This is a genomic window from Streptomyces sp. NH27 (assembly GCF_056859195.1).
Genome location: NZ_JACEGK010000023.1, coordinates 1 through 18,129 on the forward strand (window position 1 = coordinate 1; position 18,129 = coordinate 18,129).

At 69.3% G+C, this 18,129-nt stretch carries 11 protein-coding genes and 3 pseudogenes; 8 read left to right on the top strand and 6 right to left on the bottom strand.

Annotated features, from left to right (window positions below):
* Positions 1-482: 482 nt before the first annotated feature.
* From AC13HU_RS03945 to AC13HU_RS03960, 4 genes and pseudogenes are all read left to right on the top strand, one after another.
* Positions 483-782, top strand: a complete 300-nt coding sequence (locus tag AC13HU_RS03945) for a hypothetical protein (RefSeq protein WP_483040305.1) — start codon at positions 483-485, stop codon at positions 780-782.
* Between the two features lie 3 nt (positions 783-785).
* Positions 786-1,646, top strand: a complete 861-nt coding sequence (locus tag AC13HU_RS03950; protein ID WP_483040306.1) for a hypothetical protein — start codon at positions 786-788, stop codon at positions 1,644-1,646.
* Positions 1,574-2,026: pseudogene (locus tag AC13HU_RS03955) on the top strand (alpha/beta hydrolase); the annotation flags it as partial. The gene AC13HU_RS03950 and the pseudogene AC13HU_RS03955, both read left to right, overlap by 73 nt.
* Positions 2,027-2,140: 114 nt before the next feature.
* Positions 2,141-2,602 (top strand): hypothetical protein, encoded by a 462-nt coding sequence (locus AC13HU_RS03960; RefSeq protein ID WP_483040307.1) that lies wholly within the window; start codon positions 2,141-2,143, stop codon positions 2,600-2,602.
* Between the two features lie 58 nt (positions 2,603-2,660).
* Here the strand turns inward: AC13HU_RS03960 and AC13HU_RS03965 are convergent.
* A pseudogene (locus AC13HU_RS03965) lies at positions 2,661-2,981 on the bottom strand (DUF397 domain-containing protein); the annotation flags it as partial.
* 330 nt (positions 2,982-3,311) lie between these two features.
* A pseudogene (locus AC13HU_RS03970) lies at positions 3,312-3,542 on the bottom strand (XRE family transcriptional regulator); the annotation flags it as partial.
* A 321-nt stretch (positions 3,543-3,863) separates the two neighbouring features.
* On the opposite strand from AC13HU_RS03970, the gene AC13HU_RS03975 reads away from it, so the two are divergent.
* Together AC13HU_RS03975 and AC13HU_RS03980 are read left to right on the top strand one after the other, a co-directional pair.
* Positions 3,864-6,875, top strand: coding sequence for a DEAD/DEAH box helicase (locus tag AC13HU_RS03975; RefSeq protein ID WP_483040308.1), 3,012 nt, complete (start codon positions 3,864-3,866; stop codon positions 6,873-6,875).
* Positions 6,872-8,221, top strand: coding sequence for an SWIM zinc finger family protein (locus tag AC13HU_RS03980; RefSeq protein ID WP_483040309.1), 1,350 nt, complete (start codon positions 6,872-6,874; stop codon positions 8,219-8,221). Before AC13HU_RS03975 ends, AC13HU_RS03980 begins: the two co-directional genes overlap by 4 nt.
* Positions 8,222-8,349: 128 nt before the next feature.
* Here AC13HU_RS03980 and AC13HU_RS03985 read toward each other — a convergent pair whose 3' ends face one another.
* The 3 genes from AC13HU_RS03985 to AC13HU_RS03995 form a co-directional block, all read right to left on the bottom strand.
* Entirely contained in the window at positions 8,350-8,487 is a 138-nt protein-coding gene (locus AC13HU_RS03985; RefSeq protein ID WP_483040310.1) for a hypothetical protein, read from the bottom strand.
* Entirely contained in the window at positions 8,472-8,696 is a 225-nt protein-coding gene (locus tag AC13HU_RS03990) for a hypothetical protein (protein WP_483040311.1), read from the bottom strand. Before AC13HU_RS03990 ends, AC13HU_RS03985 begins: the two co-directional genes overlap by 16 nt.
* 141 nt (positions 8,697-8,837) lie before the next feature.
* Complete coding sequence (locus AC13HU_RS03995; RefSeq protein ID WP_483040312.1) at positions 8,838-10,871, bottom strand: hypothetical protein; 2,034 nt, start codon at positions 10,869-10,871, stop codon at positions 8,838-8,840.
* 312 nt (positions 10,872-11,183) lie between these two features.
* On the opposite strand from AC13HU_RS03995, the gene AC13HU_RS04000 reads away from it, so the two are divergent.
* On the top strand, positions 11,184-14,459 hold the full coding sequence (locus tag AC13HU_RS04000; RefSeq protein WP_483040313.1) for a type ISP restriction/modification enzyme: 3,276 nt from the start codon (positions 11,184-11,186) through the stop codon (positions 14,457-14,459).
* A 24-nt stretch (positions 14,460-14,483) separates the two neighbouring features.
* On the opposite strand, the gene AC13HU_RS04005 is transcribed toward AC13HU_RS04000, so the two are convergent.
* Positions 14,484-14,891 carry a hypothetical protein gene (locus AC13HU_RS04005; RefSeq protein WP_483040314.1) on the bottom strand — a complete coding sequence of 136 codons (408 nt, stop codon included), beginning with the start codon at positions 14,889-14,891 and terminating at the stop codon, positions 14,484-14,486.
* Positions 14,892-15,497: 606 nt separating this feature from the next.
* Here AC13HU_RS04005 and AC13HU_RS04010 point away from each other — a divergent pair.
* Positions 15,498-18,083, top strand: coding sequence for a GmrSD restriction endonuclease domain-containing protein (locus tag AC13HU_RS04010; protein ID WP_483040315.1), 2,586 nt, complete (start codon positions 15,498-15,500; stop codon positions 18,081-18,083).
* Positions 18,084-18,129: the final 46 nt, after the last annotated feature.

The window sequence follows — 18,129 nt, forward strand, 5'->3', positions numbered from 1 at the left end:
CATCATCACCTGCGACGGCTGCGACCGCGCCTTCCGCAACCACGACCCCACCGCCCTATGCGCCGACTGCCGACGCACGGACGCGGCGGAGCCGGCCCCCCAAGCCGCCGCGTAGCCGCCACCGCGGTCGGCAGGCACCGTGAACAAGCGCTCCACGTCTCGAAGATGTCGGGGTCGGGCCGAAGGCTGATGGTGGTCCCGGTCACGGCCCGCCGCCCCCACCGCGGCAGGCGGGCCACTGCCAGAAGTCACCGCGCGGGCGGGCCTGTCCAGTAAACGGTGGCTTTGGTTGGTGGCTTGGTTAGCGGCGGCCGATGGAGAGCCGGCCGTCGGCCCGGACCGCCGCGCGCTTCCACTCGGCTCGCGGCGGGGGAGAACCCCGTCGGCCGGTCGGTACGTCCCTTTGCCGGGAGTAGTGGAGCGCCGGTTGGTAGCACTCTGTAGAGTCTGGATCACCAGTGGTGCTGCTCGGGGGGTGGGTCATGACTGATCTGAACGTGAAACCAGATGAGTTGCGGGTGTCCGCGCACAGGGCGGACATGCTCAATGGCAAGGACATGCACGATCGGATCAACCAGGCGGTCACGGGGATGGAAACAGCCGCGACATCGCTGCGCGGCTGGTCGATCAGCTCAGAGATCGACGAGTTGGCCGACACCTGGAAACCTGCTCTGAAGGGCCTTCAGGAGCGCATATCCGCTGGTGCGGACTCCCTGCGGGAGTGCGCGACCTCCCATGAGTGGAACGACGCCCTCATCGGCCGGGATTTCGAGGGGATCTAGCGCATGCCGGAATCCTTCGCGCTGTTGTGGAGTCTCGACCTCACCAGTATCTCGGATGCTGCCCGGAAGTGGCACGGCCTGTCCGAAGAGCTGGAAAGTGCTCACACCCAGCATCAGAATCAGGTCACTGTCCCTCTCAGGAAGGCGGGCTGGTCGGGCGAGGCGGCCACCGAGGCATTCGCGTTCCTGGCCGGGGTGGAGAACCGGTTGGCCATCGGCCGGGTCGAGGCGGAAACCATCAGCACCGTCCTCACCACGGTCCATCGGCGTATGGAAAAGGCCCAGAACGACCTCCGCGATGTCGTCAGGGAGGCGGAGGACAAGGGCTACCGCGTGGACAGCGACGGCACGGTGGATCCCCCGCGGTACACCTCCCGTTACGAGGCGGAAGACGGCAGCGGCACGCTCGCTGGGTACCGTCAGCGCGTCGACTCCGCACCGACCGCGGCCGGGCAGGCGTCGGACGACGGAAAGAACGCACTGGCGCTCCTCCATGGTGACATCATGGGGCAATACCGGCAGCACGCGTTCAACGAGGCGGGCACCGACGCCCAGGCGGCTATGCAACTCCTTGGAATCGGCGAGCCGAAGCCGCCGAAGGACCCCGAGGCCGCCGCCAAGTGGTGGAGTCGGCTCAGCCCGGACCAGCAGCGCGACTACGTCCTGTTCTACCCACAGCTGATCGGGGGGCTCGACGGCCTTCCGGCGACGGTGCGGGACGACGCTAACCGGGTTACGACGCGCCGGAGCTCGATCCCAGCGTCGTCACCACCGGGCGGGCGGAGAGCGGAGCCCCAGACCTTCGCCAGTTCGTCGAGGGGACACGCGCGGCTCAGGGCGCCGCGCATCACCACATCACAGTGATCGGACACAGCTACGGCTCGACCCTCGTGGGCACTGCCGCGGACGGCGGGCGACTGGGCGCCGACGACATCGTCGCGGTGGGCAGCCCTGGCATGAACGGCTACGCCGACTCGTTCGGTATTCCCCGCGATCATGTGTACGCAGGCGCCTCGGCCAACGATCCCATCGCCCAGGATCTGTCCGGGTTGTCGCTGGGCGAGAACCCGACCTCCGCAAGATTCGGCGGGAGTGAGTTCCAGGTGGCACAGGGCGGTCACAGCAGCTACTTCGACAACGGAAGCATCGGCCTTGAGAACATGGGGAGGATCATCGCGGGCAAGACGCCGAGTCTCGTCCACGCCGCTCCGACCGTCGATCCCATGTTGCCCATGGTCCCCTGACTCCGGCTGGGGTAACAAGCCGGAAGGACGAAAGCAGGTGTCCCTGTCATGAGGGGATTCCGTTGGTTTCCGCTCGCGATGACTCTCGTCTCGCTCGTATCGCTGGGAGGTTGTATGACATCGGGAGACGGCGACAAGAACGCCCCGCTACCGCGGATGAGCCGGGAAGACGCCCAGACCTGGGCCGCCCATTTCGCGGAATCCATGGCCCGCAGCGCCGACGCCGAGATCGACGCGAAGAGTATCAAGCCCGAATTCTCGGACTGCATCGGCCGGCACGACGAGGTGGCGAACGACGGCCGTTTCTCCCTCACCTACCGGGCCCATGCGCCGTTGGCAGCGCAGAAACACGGCAGCGCTGCCGCGAGCATCAGGGACGACCTCAAGAAGCGCGGCTACAAGATATCGAGTTTTCGCGACGACGCATCCATGGACCCGGCGGTCATCTTGGAGGCGCACAGCCCGGACAAGGACTTCTCCATCGATGTCTCGGGTTATAAGTCCCCCGACGAACTGCATCTCGTCGTCTTCACGCCCTGTCTCCTTCCCCCCGGAGTGAAACAGGAGAAGCTGTAGCCGCTACCGTCGCGCCGATTGGTCGCGGTCATGGGGTTGCCAGTGGTCCATTCGGAACCTACCGGACCGGGGCACATCGTGATGACCGCGTCAATATCAGCACTCCCCACACAACCTCGGTCTCCTTGGGCGGGGCCAGACCGGATTTCCGCCCGGAATGGTCACGGCAACTTGTCGCACCGCAATGGGTCTCCAAACTCATAGACTCCAGCGGTGGGCGCAGCCACTGACGTCGAGGGGGCCCACCGTCCGCGCTGGGCCCCCTCGACATCGTGCCCGTGAAGCACTGGCGGCCCTTGGAGTCACGCACGAGCATCTCGGCGTCCGACGGGGTTGCGCACTCGATGCAGTCCCCTCCGTTCTGGCCGCTGTAGCTGCTCTTGCGCCACGATTTCCTTCGTCAACGGGTCGTTCTCCATGTCCGGTTGATCTTCCACGGATCCGCCGCTTGCGTGCGGAGGCCAGGCGCTCGACCTGGGGGTCTGCTCACAGGGTCTCCCTCGGAGCGTGATAGGGCCATAGGGGGTGGTGTCTTCGCGCCTCCGGCAGCGCATATGGCCGGATAGCCCGCGAATGCCAGGGGAGGCCGTCCTTCCGACAGCTCAGCTTGAGACGGTTGACGCAACCGCCCTGATCATGGTAATGGACTCGGGATCGGAGGCGGCCAACTCTTCCAACCGGCTGTAGGCGGCGATGAACGGCTTGACCTGTGCGGATTCACCAGGCGCGTGTCGTCGTAGCGGAAGAGGGAGTTGTAGAGGGTCGTGTCGTGGAGACGGACCTCGCACCCGGGCACCGTCAACAGTGAGCGGTAGTAGAAGAGCGAGGCGCGGATCTTGGCGGCCAGGGTGTCGCCGATGCCTTCCTCGCGACCGCGGTTGGCGACGGCCTGGCCGTCGGACTCGCCGAAGCAGAGCCGTACGCGGACTCCGACGGCAGCACCGAGCCGACGGTCAGCCGGGGGACGATGGCCGGCCCCGCGATGATGGTCAGCCCGGCGATGATGGTCAGCCCCGCGATGATGGTCCGGAGACAGAGCCGAGCCGAGCCGAGGGTGAGCGGGTCGAGCCGGGGGACCGCGCGGCGGGTAGCCAGATCTGCGGACCGGTTCGCCCTTGTCGGGGCCCGTAGGACGGATGGGGAAGGCCGTTCCGGCGATATCTCGTCCGGGTGAATGGTTAGCCTTGATCCGCCGAGGGCTTGCGGGGAGCCAGCGGCTTCGGACGTAACAGGTGGGAACGGGTTCCAGGAGTTGGGTGCGATGGTCAGGGTTCGTTCGTCGGCGGGGGAGGCCCCCTCCGGCCTGGCCGCGACCGACCGCTCGCCCGCGTCCGGGGCGGCTGCCGTGGACCGCGACCGGCTGCTCGCGTCGCTGCCGCAGCTGGCGACGGGCGAGGCGTTGTTCCTTCCGGGGGACCCGCCCCGGCTGGGACGGGTGGCCTTCTGGACGCCCGGCGGCGAGCTCCCGGACCTCGGGGTGGAGGTCGAGGAGCTTACGGTGGTACGCCCACACGGCTCGTCGGTAAGGAGGACGGGGGTGCCGGCCGTCGCGGTGCCGGTGGATCAGGCGCTGCCGCTGCTGACGCGTTGCCGCGCGCTGGGCGCCGACGGCAGCGGGCGGGCTTCGGCCGCCACGGCGTTCTGGGGTGCGGCGGCCACCATGGGGCTGAGCCTGCTGGCCAGGGGGCGGGTGCTGCCCGGGGTGTCGGCGGAGGGCTTCGACGCGTGGCGGGTGGGGCCCTACGACGCCGGGGATCTGGAGCGGCTGCGCGCGCTCGCGGCCGCCATGCCGCCGGAGGCCCGCGCCGTTCCGGTCCCCGGTCGTTCCCCGCTCACGCTTCCGGCGGCCGAGCCGCTGCTGCGGGCGTTCCTGGACGCCGTGGCCGACTCGCTGACCCGTACGCCCGCCTCGCGTCAGCTGACCGGTGGGCCCGCGTTCGCGGACCGGGTGCCGCAGGCCGTGCCCGAACAGCGGGCCTGGGCGGCCGAGGTCGCCGCCGGCCGCGACGCGGGACTTCAGGTGTCGCTACGGCTGGAGCTGGTGGAGAAGGAACAGGACGGCGAGGAACCGTGGGACGACGAGGAACCGTGGGCCGGTGAGGAGGCCGAAGGAACCGACTACGGTTCGTTCCGGGCCGTCGTCCAACTGCGCAGCCTGGCCGATCAGACCATGCTCGCCGACGCCGCGGACCTGTGGGCCGGATCGGCCGCCGCGCCCGAGGTGTTCGGCCCGCGGGCCCGTGTGGACACGTTGCTGACGCTGCGGCGGGCCGCCCGCGTGTGGCCGCCTGCCGGGCGCCTGTTGGAGACGGCCGCTCCGGTCGGCATGGAGCTGTCCGACGAGGAGGCCCTGGCGCTGCTGGGCGATGCGGCCGAGAGCCTCGCCGGGGCCGGAGTGGCCGTGCACTGGCCCAAGGAGTTGGTGCGCGGGCTGACCGCGTCCGGCGTTCTGGAACCGGCACGCAAGAGCACGACGTCCTCGGCCGCGTCCTTCCTGTCGTCCGATGGCCTGCTGGACTTCCGCTGGCGGGTCGCGCTCGGGGACCAGGAACTGACCGAGGAGGAACTGGAGCGGCTGGTCCGGGCCCATCAGCCGATCGTACGGCTGCGCGACCAGTGGGTGGTCGTCGATCCGGAGCTGGTGCGCCGGCTGCGGCAGACGGCTCGATCCGGGGCGCCCTCGCTGACCGCGATCGACGCCCTGGGGGCCGCGCTGACCGGCAGCGTCGAGGTGGACGGCGAACGCGTCGCGGTCGCCGCGGGCGGTGTGCTGGAGGAACTGCGCGCCCGGATCGCGGATCCCGAGGCCCGCGCCGCACGCGAACCCCGAGAGCAGCCGAGGGCACTCGCGGCGACCCTGCGCGACTACCAACTGCGCGGCCTGAACTGGCTGCACCGGATGACCTCGCTCGGTCTGGGCGGCTGCCTCGCGGACGACATGGGGCTGGGCAAGACCGTGACGTTGATCGCCCTCCACCTGCGCCGCCAGGAACGGAAGGCCACCACCGGCCCGACGCTGGTGGTCTGCCCCGCCTCCTTGCTGGGCAACTGGGAGCGCGAGATCCGCCGCTTCGCACCGACCGCGCCCGTACACCGCTTCCACGGCCCCGGCCGTGAACTGGCCGAGCAGGGCAGCACAGTTGAGGACGGCTTCGTCCTGACCACGTACGGGACGATGCGCCGCGACGCCGAGCGCCTGGCGGAGCAGCCCTGGGGGTTGCTGGTCGCCGACGAGGCCCAGCACGTCAAGAACCCGCACGCGCACACCGCGAAGGCGCTGCGCACGATCCCCTCGCGAGGCCGCGTCGCGTTGACCGGTACCCCGGTGGAGAACAACCTCTCCGAGCTGTGGGCGCTGCTCGACTGGACCACTCCGGGTTTGCTGGGCACGCTCTCCGGCTTCCGGGACCGCTACGCGAAGGCCGTCGAGGGCGACCGCGACGAGCACGCGGCACGTCAACTCGCGTCGCTGGTAAGGCCGTTCCTGCTCAGGCGGCGCAAGTCCGACCCCGGCATCGCGCCCGAACTGCCGCCCAAGACCGAGACCGACCAGCCGGTGTCGCTGACGAAGGAGCAGGTCTCCCTCTACGAGGCGCTGGTCCGCGAACTCATGGCGGAGATCGAGGGATCGGACGGCATGGCACGGCGCGGGCTGGTGATGAAACTTCTCACCGGCCTGAAGCAGGTGTGCAACCACCCCGCGCAGTACCTGAAGGAGCCGGACGGCGCCAAACTGCCTGACCGGTCGGGAAAGTTGGAACTGCTCGACGAACTCCTGGACACCGTGCTCGCCGAGGAGGGGTCCGCCCTGGTCTTCACCCAGTACGTGGCCATGGGCCGGCTGCTGGAACGCCACCTCGACGACCGGGGCGTGCCGACCTTGTTCCTGCACGGCGGGACCACGGTCGCGCGCCGCGAGGAGATGGTCGACGCCTTCCAGGCCGGGGAGAAGAAGGTCTTCCTGCTGTCCCTCAAGGCGGCCGGGACCGGGCTGAACCTGACCCGCGCCGGCCATGTCATCCACTACGACCGGTGGTGGAACCCGGCCGTGGAGGACCAGGCCACCGACCGCGCCTACCGGATCGGGCAGACCCAGCCCGTACAGGTGCACAAGCTGATCGCCGAGGGAACGGTGGAGGAGAAGGTCGCCGACATGCTCCGCCAGAAGCGGGAACTGGCCGACTCCGTACTCGGGTCGGGCGAGGCGGCGTTCAGCGAGCTGGGCGACGCCGAACTCGCCGACCTGGTCGCACTGCGGGGGTCGCGGCGATGACGAAGCAGACCAGGAAGCGTCCCGCGGCAGGGCGGAGGGCCCGCACTTTCGAGGCAACGCCTCCCACCAAGGGCAGCCGCGCCCCGTTTGCGGAGTCCTGGTGGGGCCGGGCGTGGCTGGCGGCACTGGAGGAGTCCTCGCTGGACCCCGGCCGCCTCGGACGGGGCCGTACGTACGCGCGGCGCGGCGCGGTCGGGCCGGTCACCGTCGACGCCGGTTCGGCGACCGCCCCCGTATACGGCAGCCGCCCGTCCCCCTACCGGTCGCGGGTCCGGGTAGGGCAGCTCACCAATCAACAGTGGGACCACCTCCTCGATGTGATCGCCGAACGCGCCGCCCACATCGCCGCACTCCTCGACGGCGAGATGCCGCCCGGGCTCGCCGACGACGCCGAGGCCGCGGGCGTGGCTCTGCTGCCCGGGCCGCAGGACCTCGACCCGGCGTGCAACTGCCCCGACTGGGGCGACCCTTGCAAACACGCCGCCGCCCTCTGCTACCAGGTCGCGCGGCTGCTGGACCGGGACCCCTTCGTCCTGCTGCTCCTGCGGGGCCGCGGCGAGCAGGAACTGATCGACGAACTCGGCCGCCGGAACCTCGTCCGTGCCGCAGCCGAGGCCACCGCCCCGTCCCCGGCGGCCGATTCCCGTACCGGCCCCCGTACGGATTCCCGTACCCGCGTACCGCGGGCCCGCGCCGGCGAGCCCGCCGGGGCGGCGTTCGCCTCGCGCACCGAACTGCCGCCGCTGCCAGCCGTGTTGTCGCTGCCCGCGCAGGCCGGCCGCGGCCCCGCGCTGGCGGAAGCGGCCGTACCCGAGCCCGGTGTGGACCCCGCGGCGCTCGAACTGCTCGCCGCCGACGCCGCGTTGCGCGCCCACCACCTGCTCGCCGCGGCCCTGGACACTTCGCGGCACGCCGGCAGCGCGCCTCCCGTCCCGCTCACCGAGTGGCAGGACACCGTCCGCCTGGCCGCCGAGCACCCCACCATGGACGTCTTCGCCCGCATCGCGGCGAACTGCGGCCGTACCCCCGCCGAACTCGCCGCCGCCACACGGGCCTGGCGCTTCGGCGGCGCCGCGTCCCTCGACGTGCTGGAACACCCGTGGAACCCGCCCGCCGGACGCCTGGACCGCGAGCGCCAATCCCTGCGCGCGGACTGGGCGGACGGCGCCCCGCCCCGGCTGCGTACCTGGCGCAACCGCTGGACCGTCGAGGGCCGCGACGCCCAACTCCGCCTCGGCCAGGAGGGGTTGTGGTACCCGTACACCAAGGACCGGGGGACGTGGTGGCCCGCCGGCTCACCCGACGCCGATCCGGCCGTCGTCCTGACCGCCCTCCTTCAGGCGTGACGCCCCTGGACCAGCCCTCCTCGCCGCCGATCCCGTAGGGCCCGCCCTTGGACCTGGTCCCGGAACCCAGCCGGCACGTACCCGTTCGCGCAGGATCAGCCGGACCCCGGCGGCGGCGTCCCGGTGGCTCACGTGCAGGCTGGCAGGGACGTCGGTGGCGCGGTCTTCTTCCCCTGGGGACGGAAGACGGTCACGAGGGCGAGCACCAGGAGGACGATCCCGAGGGCGAGCAGGGTCAACATCAGCGGGTTCACGTACGAGGGCACCAGCTCCGTCGTCGTTCCGTCCGTCCAGAGGCACTTCTCGCTGAGCGGGAAGAAGCTCCCCCGCCGTCGCCCGCGAACGGCTTGGCGGTGCAGAAGGTGCTCTCCGCGCTGAGGTCGAACAGGTGGCCGTCCCGGGCGCCGATGACGTAGGTCACGACGCCGACGAGCAGTGCCAACACCGAACCGATGGAGAGCAGAAGGGATTTCACGTGGTCATTCTGGACACCCACGCGGAATCCGCGGTACGTGGCCGCGACGCTCCGGCGGGCGTCGACGCCCGGGTGCGCCTGGGACGGCCGCACGGGGGCTCGGGTGGCGGCTCGGCTCCCAACTGGCTCCCAAGCCCGGGGTCATGGCAGTGCGATGTCGTAGCCGCCCGCGGCTTCGATCAGCCAGTGCAGGGCCTGTCGGCCGCCGTAGGGGTGGCCGTCGGTGCCGAATCGGACCCAACCGGTGTTGTGCCCCCTGGCTCCGCCGTCCCACCAGCGCCAGCTACGGCTGTCGGCCATGCCGTCGGGGTCGAAGAGGTTGATCCAGTCCAGGAGTCGCCAGTCGGCGACCGCGTCCGTCTGGAGCTCGGTCGCGCGCTGCTGCCTGGTCAGACCGTGCCACCAGGCGAGCCGGTCGGCCGTGGTGCCCTGGCGGACGGGGGCCTCGGGGGCGCAGCGCTCTACGAACCAGGTCGGCAGGATCTCCGACCACTGTTCGTCGGCGGGCCATGCGTCGGCCGGGCCGGCCGCGTACGGGAGTACGGCGAGCAGGACCTCACGGATCAGGACGATGGTTTCGTGGGGGTCTTCCGCGGCGAAGGTGGCTTCCACGTCCAGGAGCGGGTTCTTGGTATCGGGGTGCGGGCCGTACCGGACCCTGAGCAGTTCCGTTGCGGGGGCGCCGGATTCGAGCTGTTCGTGGAGGAGTTGACGTGTCCGGTGGGCGAGGAGCGGGGCGGCGGCCTCGGTCAGGGCGAGCAGTTCGCCCCGCTCGTCGGCTGTCGGGTCGAAGGCGGGGGCGACGTTGGCCCTGGAGTGCCAGGGAGAAGGGTGGAGTTGGCGGATCAGCGCTGCGGCCGTATCGGCGGCCCATCGGGCGAGCCGAGGGTCCGGGTCGGTGGCGATGCTGAGGTTCGTGCGGAGCCGCTGAAGTGCGTCGGGCTCGTCGAGGAGGCGGTATCCGGCCCGCCGGACGGCCGCGCGATCACGGTCGGCCAGCAGGGACTCCGTTAGCCCGGACGGGAGTTGGCCGAGGCGGCTGCGGAGGGCCGTGGTGGCCTCGCGGATCACTTTCGCGGACGGGTCGCGCAGCAGCGGGACCGTGCGCTCGACGGGGACCGCGTCGAATGCCCGCAGGCCCCGAACGGCTGCGGCGCGCACGGGCGCGTATGGGTGCCCGAGCAGGGGGACCAGCAGGTCGGCATCCCGTTTGCCGCCGGCCTCGGCGAGACCCGCGATCGCGCCCGGCGTGGGTGTGCGGATCGCGGCGCGGTACCAGTCGAGCGCGTCCGTGTCCGTACGGCGGGCGGCGTCACGTGCCACGGCGCGGACGAGTGCGGACGTGTCCCCGAGGTACGGAGTGACCTCTGCCGCGAGTCCCTCTCTGAGGAGCCCTACGAGCGCCAGGACGCGGACTTCCTGATGGCCGCTCGCCGCCAATTGCCGTATCAGATCGGTCTGTTCGGTCCATACGGCTTCGCGTACGGCTGCTTCCGCCGCCAGCCCCCGGCACTGACGGTCACTGTCCAGCTTGGCGGTCGCGACCAGCGACCTGAGCGGGAGCCGACGGCTCGCGAGCGCCGCTTGCAGGGCGAACCGTCGCAGCCGGCTGTCCGGCGAGGCGAGCAGGGGCTCGAAGAGAGCGGTCCCGGGCGAGGACATCAAAGCGCTTACGAGCTGCTGCCGCGCGAAGCCTCCCCGCTCGCGCCGGACGATCAGGAGGGTGAGCGACGCGGCGGCGGGCACCAGCGACTTGGGATGCTCGTGCAGGAGCACCGCGAGCGCGGCGCGGGCACGATCCCGTACCGGCCCCGCCCAGTCTGCGGTCCGCAGTACGAGGAACGGCACGAGCCCGAGCGGGGGTTGGGGCTGCCTCAACAGCAAGTGCATTCTGCGCACGGCGCGTTCGCGTATCCGGCCGTCGGGATGGCAGGAAGCCAGAGCGATGCCGAGCGGACTCGCCTCCGCAGTGGGTGCGGACTGGTCCACCTTGGTGTTACCGGCCCGGCGCGCGCGCCCGAAGCGGTACTCGGATATCCGTCGGACGGCCTCGTCAAGCCGCAGCACCACACACGGCTGATCGGCGAGCAAGCGCAACGCCGTGGCCCCCTCGCCGGCGGTGTCCACGCCGCGCAGCGCGGCGACGAGCTTCTCGTCGGACTCCGGAGCGTTCATGGCCGTAGGCGTCAGCGCGGCCTCGAACGCCGCAAGGGATGACGATGCGGGGCACGACGCCTGTTGAGGCTCGGAAGTCCTGGACATGGAGCCATCGTGCCGGACAAGCCATCCCAAGGCTTCGGCATTTCGGCGCCCACCATGGCTCGTGCCTGCAACGGGGAAGCATGGCCCGCGTGTCGCAACGGCCGCTACGGCCCCATATTGACGTTCCGTCTTCCCCCGTTGACCCTACGTAGATAGCATCGGCGCCCTGACTCGATCCTTGGGGGGAAGATGTCAGGGGGATTTGACAGCTGGTTGCTTGCTGCCGTGGCGGAGTTCGGACGTGCCTGCAAGGTCAAACTGTCGGGTGGCGGGAGCCCGGAAGCCTCCATCCGCGCGCCCCTTGAGGCGCTGCTTCAGACCGTCGGCGAGCACCACGAGCAGCACGAGGTCTCCTGGCACGACGAGTTCCGCGTCCCTGACCTTGGCGTCCGACCCGACTACGCCATCCGCGCGAGTGGTGAGCTGGCCGGCTACATCGAGCTCAAGAAGCCGGGGTTGTCGGTCGACCCCGACACCTTCGGCAAGAGCAACCGCGAGCAGTGGGAAAAGCTGCGGAACCTGCCCAACCTGCTGTACTCCAACGGCACCGAGTGGCGGTTGTTCCGCGACGGGCGGCAGCTCGGCGAGACGGTCTACTTCGCAGGATCGCTCCGCTCGGCGGGCGAGAGTCTGGCGCCGGTGGACCCGGGCGCGCTGGATGCTCTGCTGAAGCAGTTCCTGATGTGGAAACCTCCGCCCATCAAGCGCGTCGCCCGACTCGTGCAACACGTTGCTCCGCTCTGCCGATTGCTGCGCGCAGCTGTCCTCGAGCAGTTGTCAGCCGAGGCCCGATCGTCCAAGAGGGACGACGATGTCCGCGCCCGGCCGTTCACGGGGCTCAAGAACGACTGGCGACGGATGCTGTTCCCGTCCGCAGACGATGCGACGTTCGCCGACGGCTATGCCCAAGCAGTCACTTTTGCCCTGCTGCTGGCGCGGTCCGAGGATGTTCTCCAAGACGGTATTAGCCTCCATGACATCGGTCGTCGCCTGGATGCCGACCACGCGCTCATGGGGAAGGCCCTCCAGCTCCTCACGGACAACGTCAACGAGCGGTTCACCGTCACGTTGGAACTGCTGCGCCGCACGATTGCCCAGGTGGACTGGCCGGGCATCCGCACAGGCAACCGTGACGCCTACCTCCACCTCTACGAGCACTTCCTCACGGTCTACGACCCCGTGCTGCGCCAGAGGAGTGGCTCCTACTACACCCCGTACGAGGTCGTGCAGGAGATGGTGCGTCTCACCGAGGACGTGCTGCGGACGCGGCTCGGCCAGGCCGACGGTTTCCACAGCGACGGCGTTCGGATCGTCGATCCCGCCATGGGAACGGGAACTTTTCTCCATACGATCATCGAACGAGTGGCCGATCAGGCCGCCGAGCGCTCAGGACCTGCAATGTCCGCCGACGCCATCTCGCGCCTCGCCTCTCGGCTCTACGGGTTCGAGAAGCAGATGGGACCGTTCGCCGTTGCGGAGTTACGAACCTCCGACCTGCTCAAGCGGTACAAGACCCCGCTACCTGACGGAGGACTCAACCTCTTTGTCACCGACACGCTGGACAACCCGTTCGTCGAGGACGAATACCTGGCCTCCACGTACGACGCCCTCTCCGAGTCCCGACGACGAGCGAACAACGTCAAGGCCAACGTTCCCGTGACCGTCGTGATCGCCAATCCGCCCTACGACGACAAGGCAGAAGACCGCGGCGGCTGGGTGGAGAAGCGCACAGACCACGCCGAGGCGCCACCGCTCGACGCCTTCCGCTACCCAGGCAACGGGCGTTACGAGCACATGCTGAAGAACATGTACGTGTACTTCTGGCGTTGGGCCACCTGGAAGGTCTTCGACGCGGACGACGGCGAACGCCACGGCGTGGTCTGCTTCATCACGCCATCAGGCTGGGCCACCGGTCCTGGCGGTCGCGGCATGCGGGAGTATCTGCGCCGCACCTGTGACGAGGGCTGGATCATCAACCTGTCACCGGAGGGACACCGCTCCGACGTCGCCACCCGCCCCTTCCCCGGGGTGGCGCAGCCCTTGGCGATCTCGATATTCGTCCGCAAGGCGGGAATCGAGCGGGGCGAGGGCCACCGTGCGCGGATTCACTACCGGGCCCTCGCCGGCCGCCGGGTGGACAAGTTCGTCCAGTTGCACGCGGTGCAGATCGATGACGACGGCTGGCGTGACGCGCACTCGCGCAGCCCGCGGCCGTTCACGCCCCTTACCCAGTCCGGTTGGGAGGACTTCCCAGCGCTGGACGACCTGTTCCCGTGGGGCAGCCCCGGTGCGAAGTCCAACCGCTCGTGGGTGAGCGACCCATCGGACGACGTACTTCGTCGCCGCTGGACCACGCTGATACGAGGCGGTGACCCGACCCTCCAGGCCAAGCAATTCAAGGAGACGCGAGATCGCGACCTGAACTCCAGAAGGGAGCCGCTACCGGGCCAGCCCGCCCACCTCCTTTCGCTTGCGCAGGAGACGGACGTCCGCCCGAACCTCATACGCACCTCGCTCCGCAGCTTCGACCGTCAGTGGTTGATCGCTGACAACCGCGTGCTCGACTACCCACGGCCTGACCTGTGGGCATCCCTTCAGGACAGCCAGATATTCCTCAACCAGCAGTCGTCCCATGAGATCGACTCCGGCCCGGCGGTTGTGGCCACGTACCTCATCCCGGACACGCACCACTTCAATGGCCGCGGAGGCCGGATCCTGCCGCTCCTGCACCCAGATGGATCGCCGAACTTGCCGCCCGGGCTGCTCGCCTACCTGGCGTGCGTATCCAACCAAGTGCGAGTCACGGTCGTCGATCTCGCCGCCTATGTGGTGGCTGTGGCTGGCCACGACGCCTTCACGGAGAGATTCTCCGAAGAACTGCTCACGCCAGGTGTACGCATACCTCTGACCCGAGACGGAGCACTGTGGGCCCGTGCCGTTGAACTCGGGCGGGAAATCCTGTGGGCCTCGAGCTACGGCGAGCGGTGCGCCGACTGGGCGCTCGGACGGCTCCCCGGTAAGGTGCAGTTCGCTTCGGGAGACGCGCGGCAGGTGCGCTACCAGACGCCGATCGGCAGCCGTATCCCGGACCGGCTGGAGTACGACGCAGCGACAAGGACGCTCCACGTCGGGGACGGATCATTGGCTCCCGTTCCCGACGCCGTGTGGTCCTACGACGTTGGCGGCATGAAGATCGTGAGCAAGTGGTTCGGGTACCGGAAGTCTTCTCCCACCAGCAAGCGCACGAGCCCCCTGGATGACATCCACGCACAGCGCTGGCCGCACGACTGGACGACGGAGCTCATCGAACTGCTCTCCGTGCTCCGCCGAATCACCGACCTCGCGCAGGCTCAGAACGAGTTGTTGCAGGAGATCCTGGCCGGCCCCGCGATCACGGAGGCCGGGTTGACGTCGGCCGGAGTATTGCCTGTTCCTGCCGCTGCCCGGAAGGCCCGGCATCCTGTCACCGACGGCCTCTTCAATGGACACGAGGTGACGTGAGCGGCCCTTCCGTTCTGCGGTTCTTCACAGAGCTTCGTCCACACTGGCCAGCGCCTCCGACAACGAACACGAGCCGTCCGCCAACCTACGAACTGCACGTGCGAGTCGGGGCGCTGCCGAGCCCTGGGCCTCTGCCAGTTGAGCGATCTCGCTCAACCGCTCCTGCGAGGACTCGTACAGGGCCCGGAAGTGGATCGCGGCGCCCAAATCAGTGAGTACGAGCGAACTGCCTGCTTGGTCGACGAGTCTCATCCACCGGAGGGCCGGCAGGTCGTCCCGGGCCTGATCCGGATCGAGTCCTCCCAGAGCCAACGCCTGCGCGAAGACGAGTCGGTCGCTTGGATCGGGGAGCGGCCCCGAGGCCAGCTGAGCGAGGAGTCGCCACTGCGCGTCCGTCAGGTCGGCGTGGGGCAAGGGTGCCGCAGAGTGCATGCGGTCATACCTAGCACGACGCTAGGACATCGGAGCCGCACACACTCCGCCAACTGACGCCGTCCGAGGGGCGCGAACCAGCTTCACCGTTCACCGACAACTGCATGGACCACACCTCCGTTCGCTCACTGGCGAACCTTGCCGAACCGATGTCAGGCGCCGACTTCGACGTTGTCTTCCTTCCCGATTCGACCGTGGGTCCAAGGAGCCCGGTCAGCGCACCGTGAGAGGCACACAGAGGCAGCGGCCCGCTGCCGGACAGGGCGCGCCCGGCAGCGGGGCCACTGAGTCGTGCCTTACTTCCGGGTGCGGACACCTCCTGTTACAGGCCCGGGCGAAAGCCACGCAACCAGACTGACCTGCCTGTTTGACTTCCATGTCCGTCGCCAGGTCGGAGATCGGCGGCCGGCAGGGTCTTTCCCTGAGCTTGACGAGGATCGCGATCAGCGGGGCCTCGGGTGAATCTCTATGGCCCGCGGCTCGCACCGCCGGTGGGCTGCGCACGCCGCGGCGTCATCCCGTGTCCGAATGCCCGGATATCGACCTCTGGGCACATGAGCAATGGCAGCATGGGAGTTGATCGACACACCTTGGGGAGAGGCGCGCGTGCACGCTCAGGAGACCACGTTCAATGACCTCGTCCAGGGCGAGAAGCAGTACCAAGTGCCCCTGTACCAGAGGACGTACAGCTGGGAGCGGGAGCAGCTGCAACAACTCTGGGACGACGTACAGGAATTGGTCGAGGACCAGTCGGGAAGCCGCGCTCCCGCAGCGCACTTCCTCGGCTCCGTCGTGTTGGCACCCGGCCGGATCACCGCGGGCGGGATGCAGCGCTGGCTTGTTGTCGACGGGCAGCAGCGGCTGACCACTTTGATGCTCGCCTTCACCGCGTTGCGCGACCGGCACCGCGCACGGGGAGCGGAGCAGAAGGCAGACCGTATCCACGACCTCGTCCTCGTCAACAAGTACCGCAGCGGCGACGACCATTACCGGTTGTTGCCGACACAGGCCGACCGGGAGGCGTTCATCGCCTGCATCGAGACGTCGCCCAAGGCGGGCGGGCCCGGAAACGTAGGTGCCGCCTACCGCTTCTTCCTGTCGACGTTGACCGAGGGGGAGGAGAGCGGGGGCGAGGCGTGGACGGACACGGTGGAGTTCGTCCTGAGCGGTCTGCTGTCGATCGTCGAGATCACCGCGGCTGAGGGCGACAACGTCTACCGGATCTTCGAGTCGATCAACAACACCGGTGTCGGGTTGAGCCAGAGCGACCTGCTGCGCAACTACCTCTTCATGTGCCTGCCGAGCCGCGGGGAGCGGGTCTACCGCAACCGCTGGCTGCCCATGCAGGAGCTCCTCGGCCCGGACAACCTCGAACTCCTGGTGTGGCTCGACCTGGTGGTGGCCGGCAACAGCCGGGCCAAGCAGAGCGACATCTACCGGGACCAGAAGCGGCGCCTGGAACCGATCAGCTCCGACGAGGCGGCGCTGGAGGTCGAGATCACGGCCCTCGCAGGGCGTGCCGAACGCCTCGTGCGCATTCTGCGGCCGGAGCGGGAGCCGGATCCTGACCTCCGGGAAGTCCTGGAGCGGATGTCCCGTTGGGGAGGCCAGACGCACTACCCATTGGCGCTCATGCTCCTCGACCGGGTGGATGCCGGCCAGGCCACGGGCCGCCAGGCCGTCCAGGCGCTCTCCTATGCCGAGAGCTACATGGTGCGGCGGCTGCTGGCCGGCTACTCGACCATGGGCAGCAACCGCGTGTTCATGGAGATCCCCAGGGAGTTGGAGAAGGACGACGACCCCGCGGAGGCGGTGCGCCGTTTCCTGTCCAAGAACCAGGTGGGCGCGCGTGTCTGGCCCGACGACGACGCTGTCCGCGAGGCCATCCGCACCCGGCCCTTCTACAAGGCCGGCCGCGGCAACCAGCGCTTCCAGGTGCTGCGCAGGCTGGAGGACAGCTACGGGAGCAGCGAACCGGTCGACTACGCCAAGGCCCACCTCACCGTGGAGCATGTCCTCCCGCAGACCCCCGCTCATCAGTGGTTGGACCTGCTCGCGGAAGAGACCGAGGACGGGCAGACCCCGGAGGAACTCCACGCCTCGCTCGTCCACACGCTGGGCAACCTGACGCTGTCGGCCGACAACGCGAAGCTGTCCAACCACCCCTTCCGCCGCAAGCAGGAGATCCTGGACTCCAGCGCCCTGCGCATGAACCAGGCCATTGCCGGCCAGGAGCGGTGGGGCCGAGCCGAGGTCCTGGCCCGCGCCGACGAGCTCGCCGAGCGGGCGGTGCGGCTGTGGCCGGGCCCGATCGCCGGGACCATCCCGGCCGACGACGAGTGGTCCGGCTGGAAGGAGTTGCGCGCCGCACTCCTCGCCATGCCCGCCGGCACCTGGACCACATACGGTGACGTCGCGGCGCTCATCGGCACCCACGCCGTCCCGGTCGGCCAGCACTTGGCCACCAAAACCGGGCTGCACGGCGCCTACCGGGTACTGACGGCAGACGGCCGTGTCTCGGCGGGATTCCGATGGCCGGACGGCGAGGAATCCGGAGACGCGCAGACCCGCCTGGAAGCAGAAGGCGTTCCCTTCGACGATGCCGGCCGGGCCCGACGCTCCCATCGGGTGACCACGGCCGATCTGGCGGCCCTGACGGGCAAGGACCTCGACGAGGAGGCCGCGCCCTCCACTTCTGAGGACGACCCCGGGCCGCAGTCGGAGGCGGCCCGGTTCGAAACGCAACTGCGCGACAACCAGACCGAGGAGACCGTCGAAGGGGTCCTGCGGGCCCTCCGCCTCTGGGAGCAGCAGGGCGGCCACGTCGCCTACGGCCGCGCGAACGAGACGAGTTGCTTCCCCACGGCCCGGCTCGCCGGCACACCCGGTATCCGTACGACGTGGCCGCTGGGGATCTACCCGGTGTCCGGCACGGTCGAGGTCGTCCTCCAGTACCTCAAGCGCCGCCCGCCCTTCGACGACGAGCCCCTGCGGCGCGAGCTGCTCGACCGCCTCAACGCCATCGACGGCATCGGGCTCGCGGAAGCCAAGCTGGACCTGCGCCCGTCCTTCCCGCTGGAGGTCTTCGCCGAACACAGCGATGAACTCTGCACGGTGCTGGAGTGGTTCGCGCACACGGTCGCGCAGGCCAACCGCCGCTACCCGACCGGCGAGGACGCGGATTTCCGCTGAGCTTTGTCTCAATGGGCACGCGTGGGGCGATGCTGCTCCAGGTCCC

Bases quoted from the DNA above. Each gene is read 5' to 3' on its own strand.
- AC13HU_RS03945 (WP_483040305.1), top strand. From the start codon at position 483: ATGACTGATCTGAACGTGAAACCAGATGAGTTGCGGGTGTCCGCGCAC.
- AC13HU_RS03950 (WP_483040306.1), top strand. From the start codon at position 786: ATGCCGGAATCCTTCGCGCTGTTGTGGAGTCTCGACCTCACCAGTATC.
- AC13HU_RS03960 (WP_483040307.1), top strand. From the start codon at position 2,141: ATGACATCGGGAGACGGCGACAAGAACGCCCCGCTACCGCGGATGAGC.
- AC13HU_RS03975 (WP_483040308.1), top strand. From the start codon at position 3,864: ATGGTCAGGGTTCGTTCGTCGGCGGGGGAGGCCCCCTCCGGCCTGGCC.
- AC13HU_RS03980 (WP_483040309.1), top strand. From the start codon at position 6,872: ATGACGAAGCAGACCAGGAAGCGTCCCGCGGCAGGGCGGAGGGCCCGC.
- AC13HU_RS03995 (WP_483040312.1), bottom strand. From the start codon at position 10,871: ATGAACGCTCCGGAGTCCGACGAGAAGCTCGTCGCCGCGCTGCGCGGC.
- AC13HU_RS04005 (WP_483040314.1), bottom strand. From the start codon at position 14,891: ATGCACTCTGCGGCACCCTTGCCCCACGCCGACCTGACGGACGCGCAG.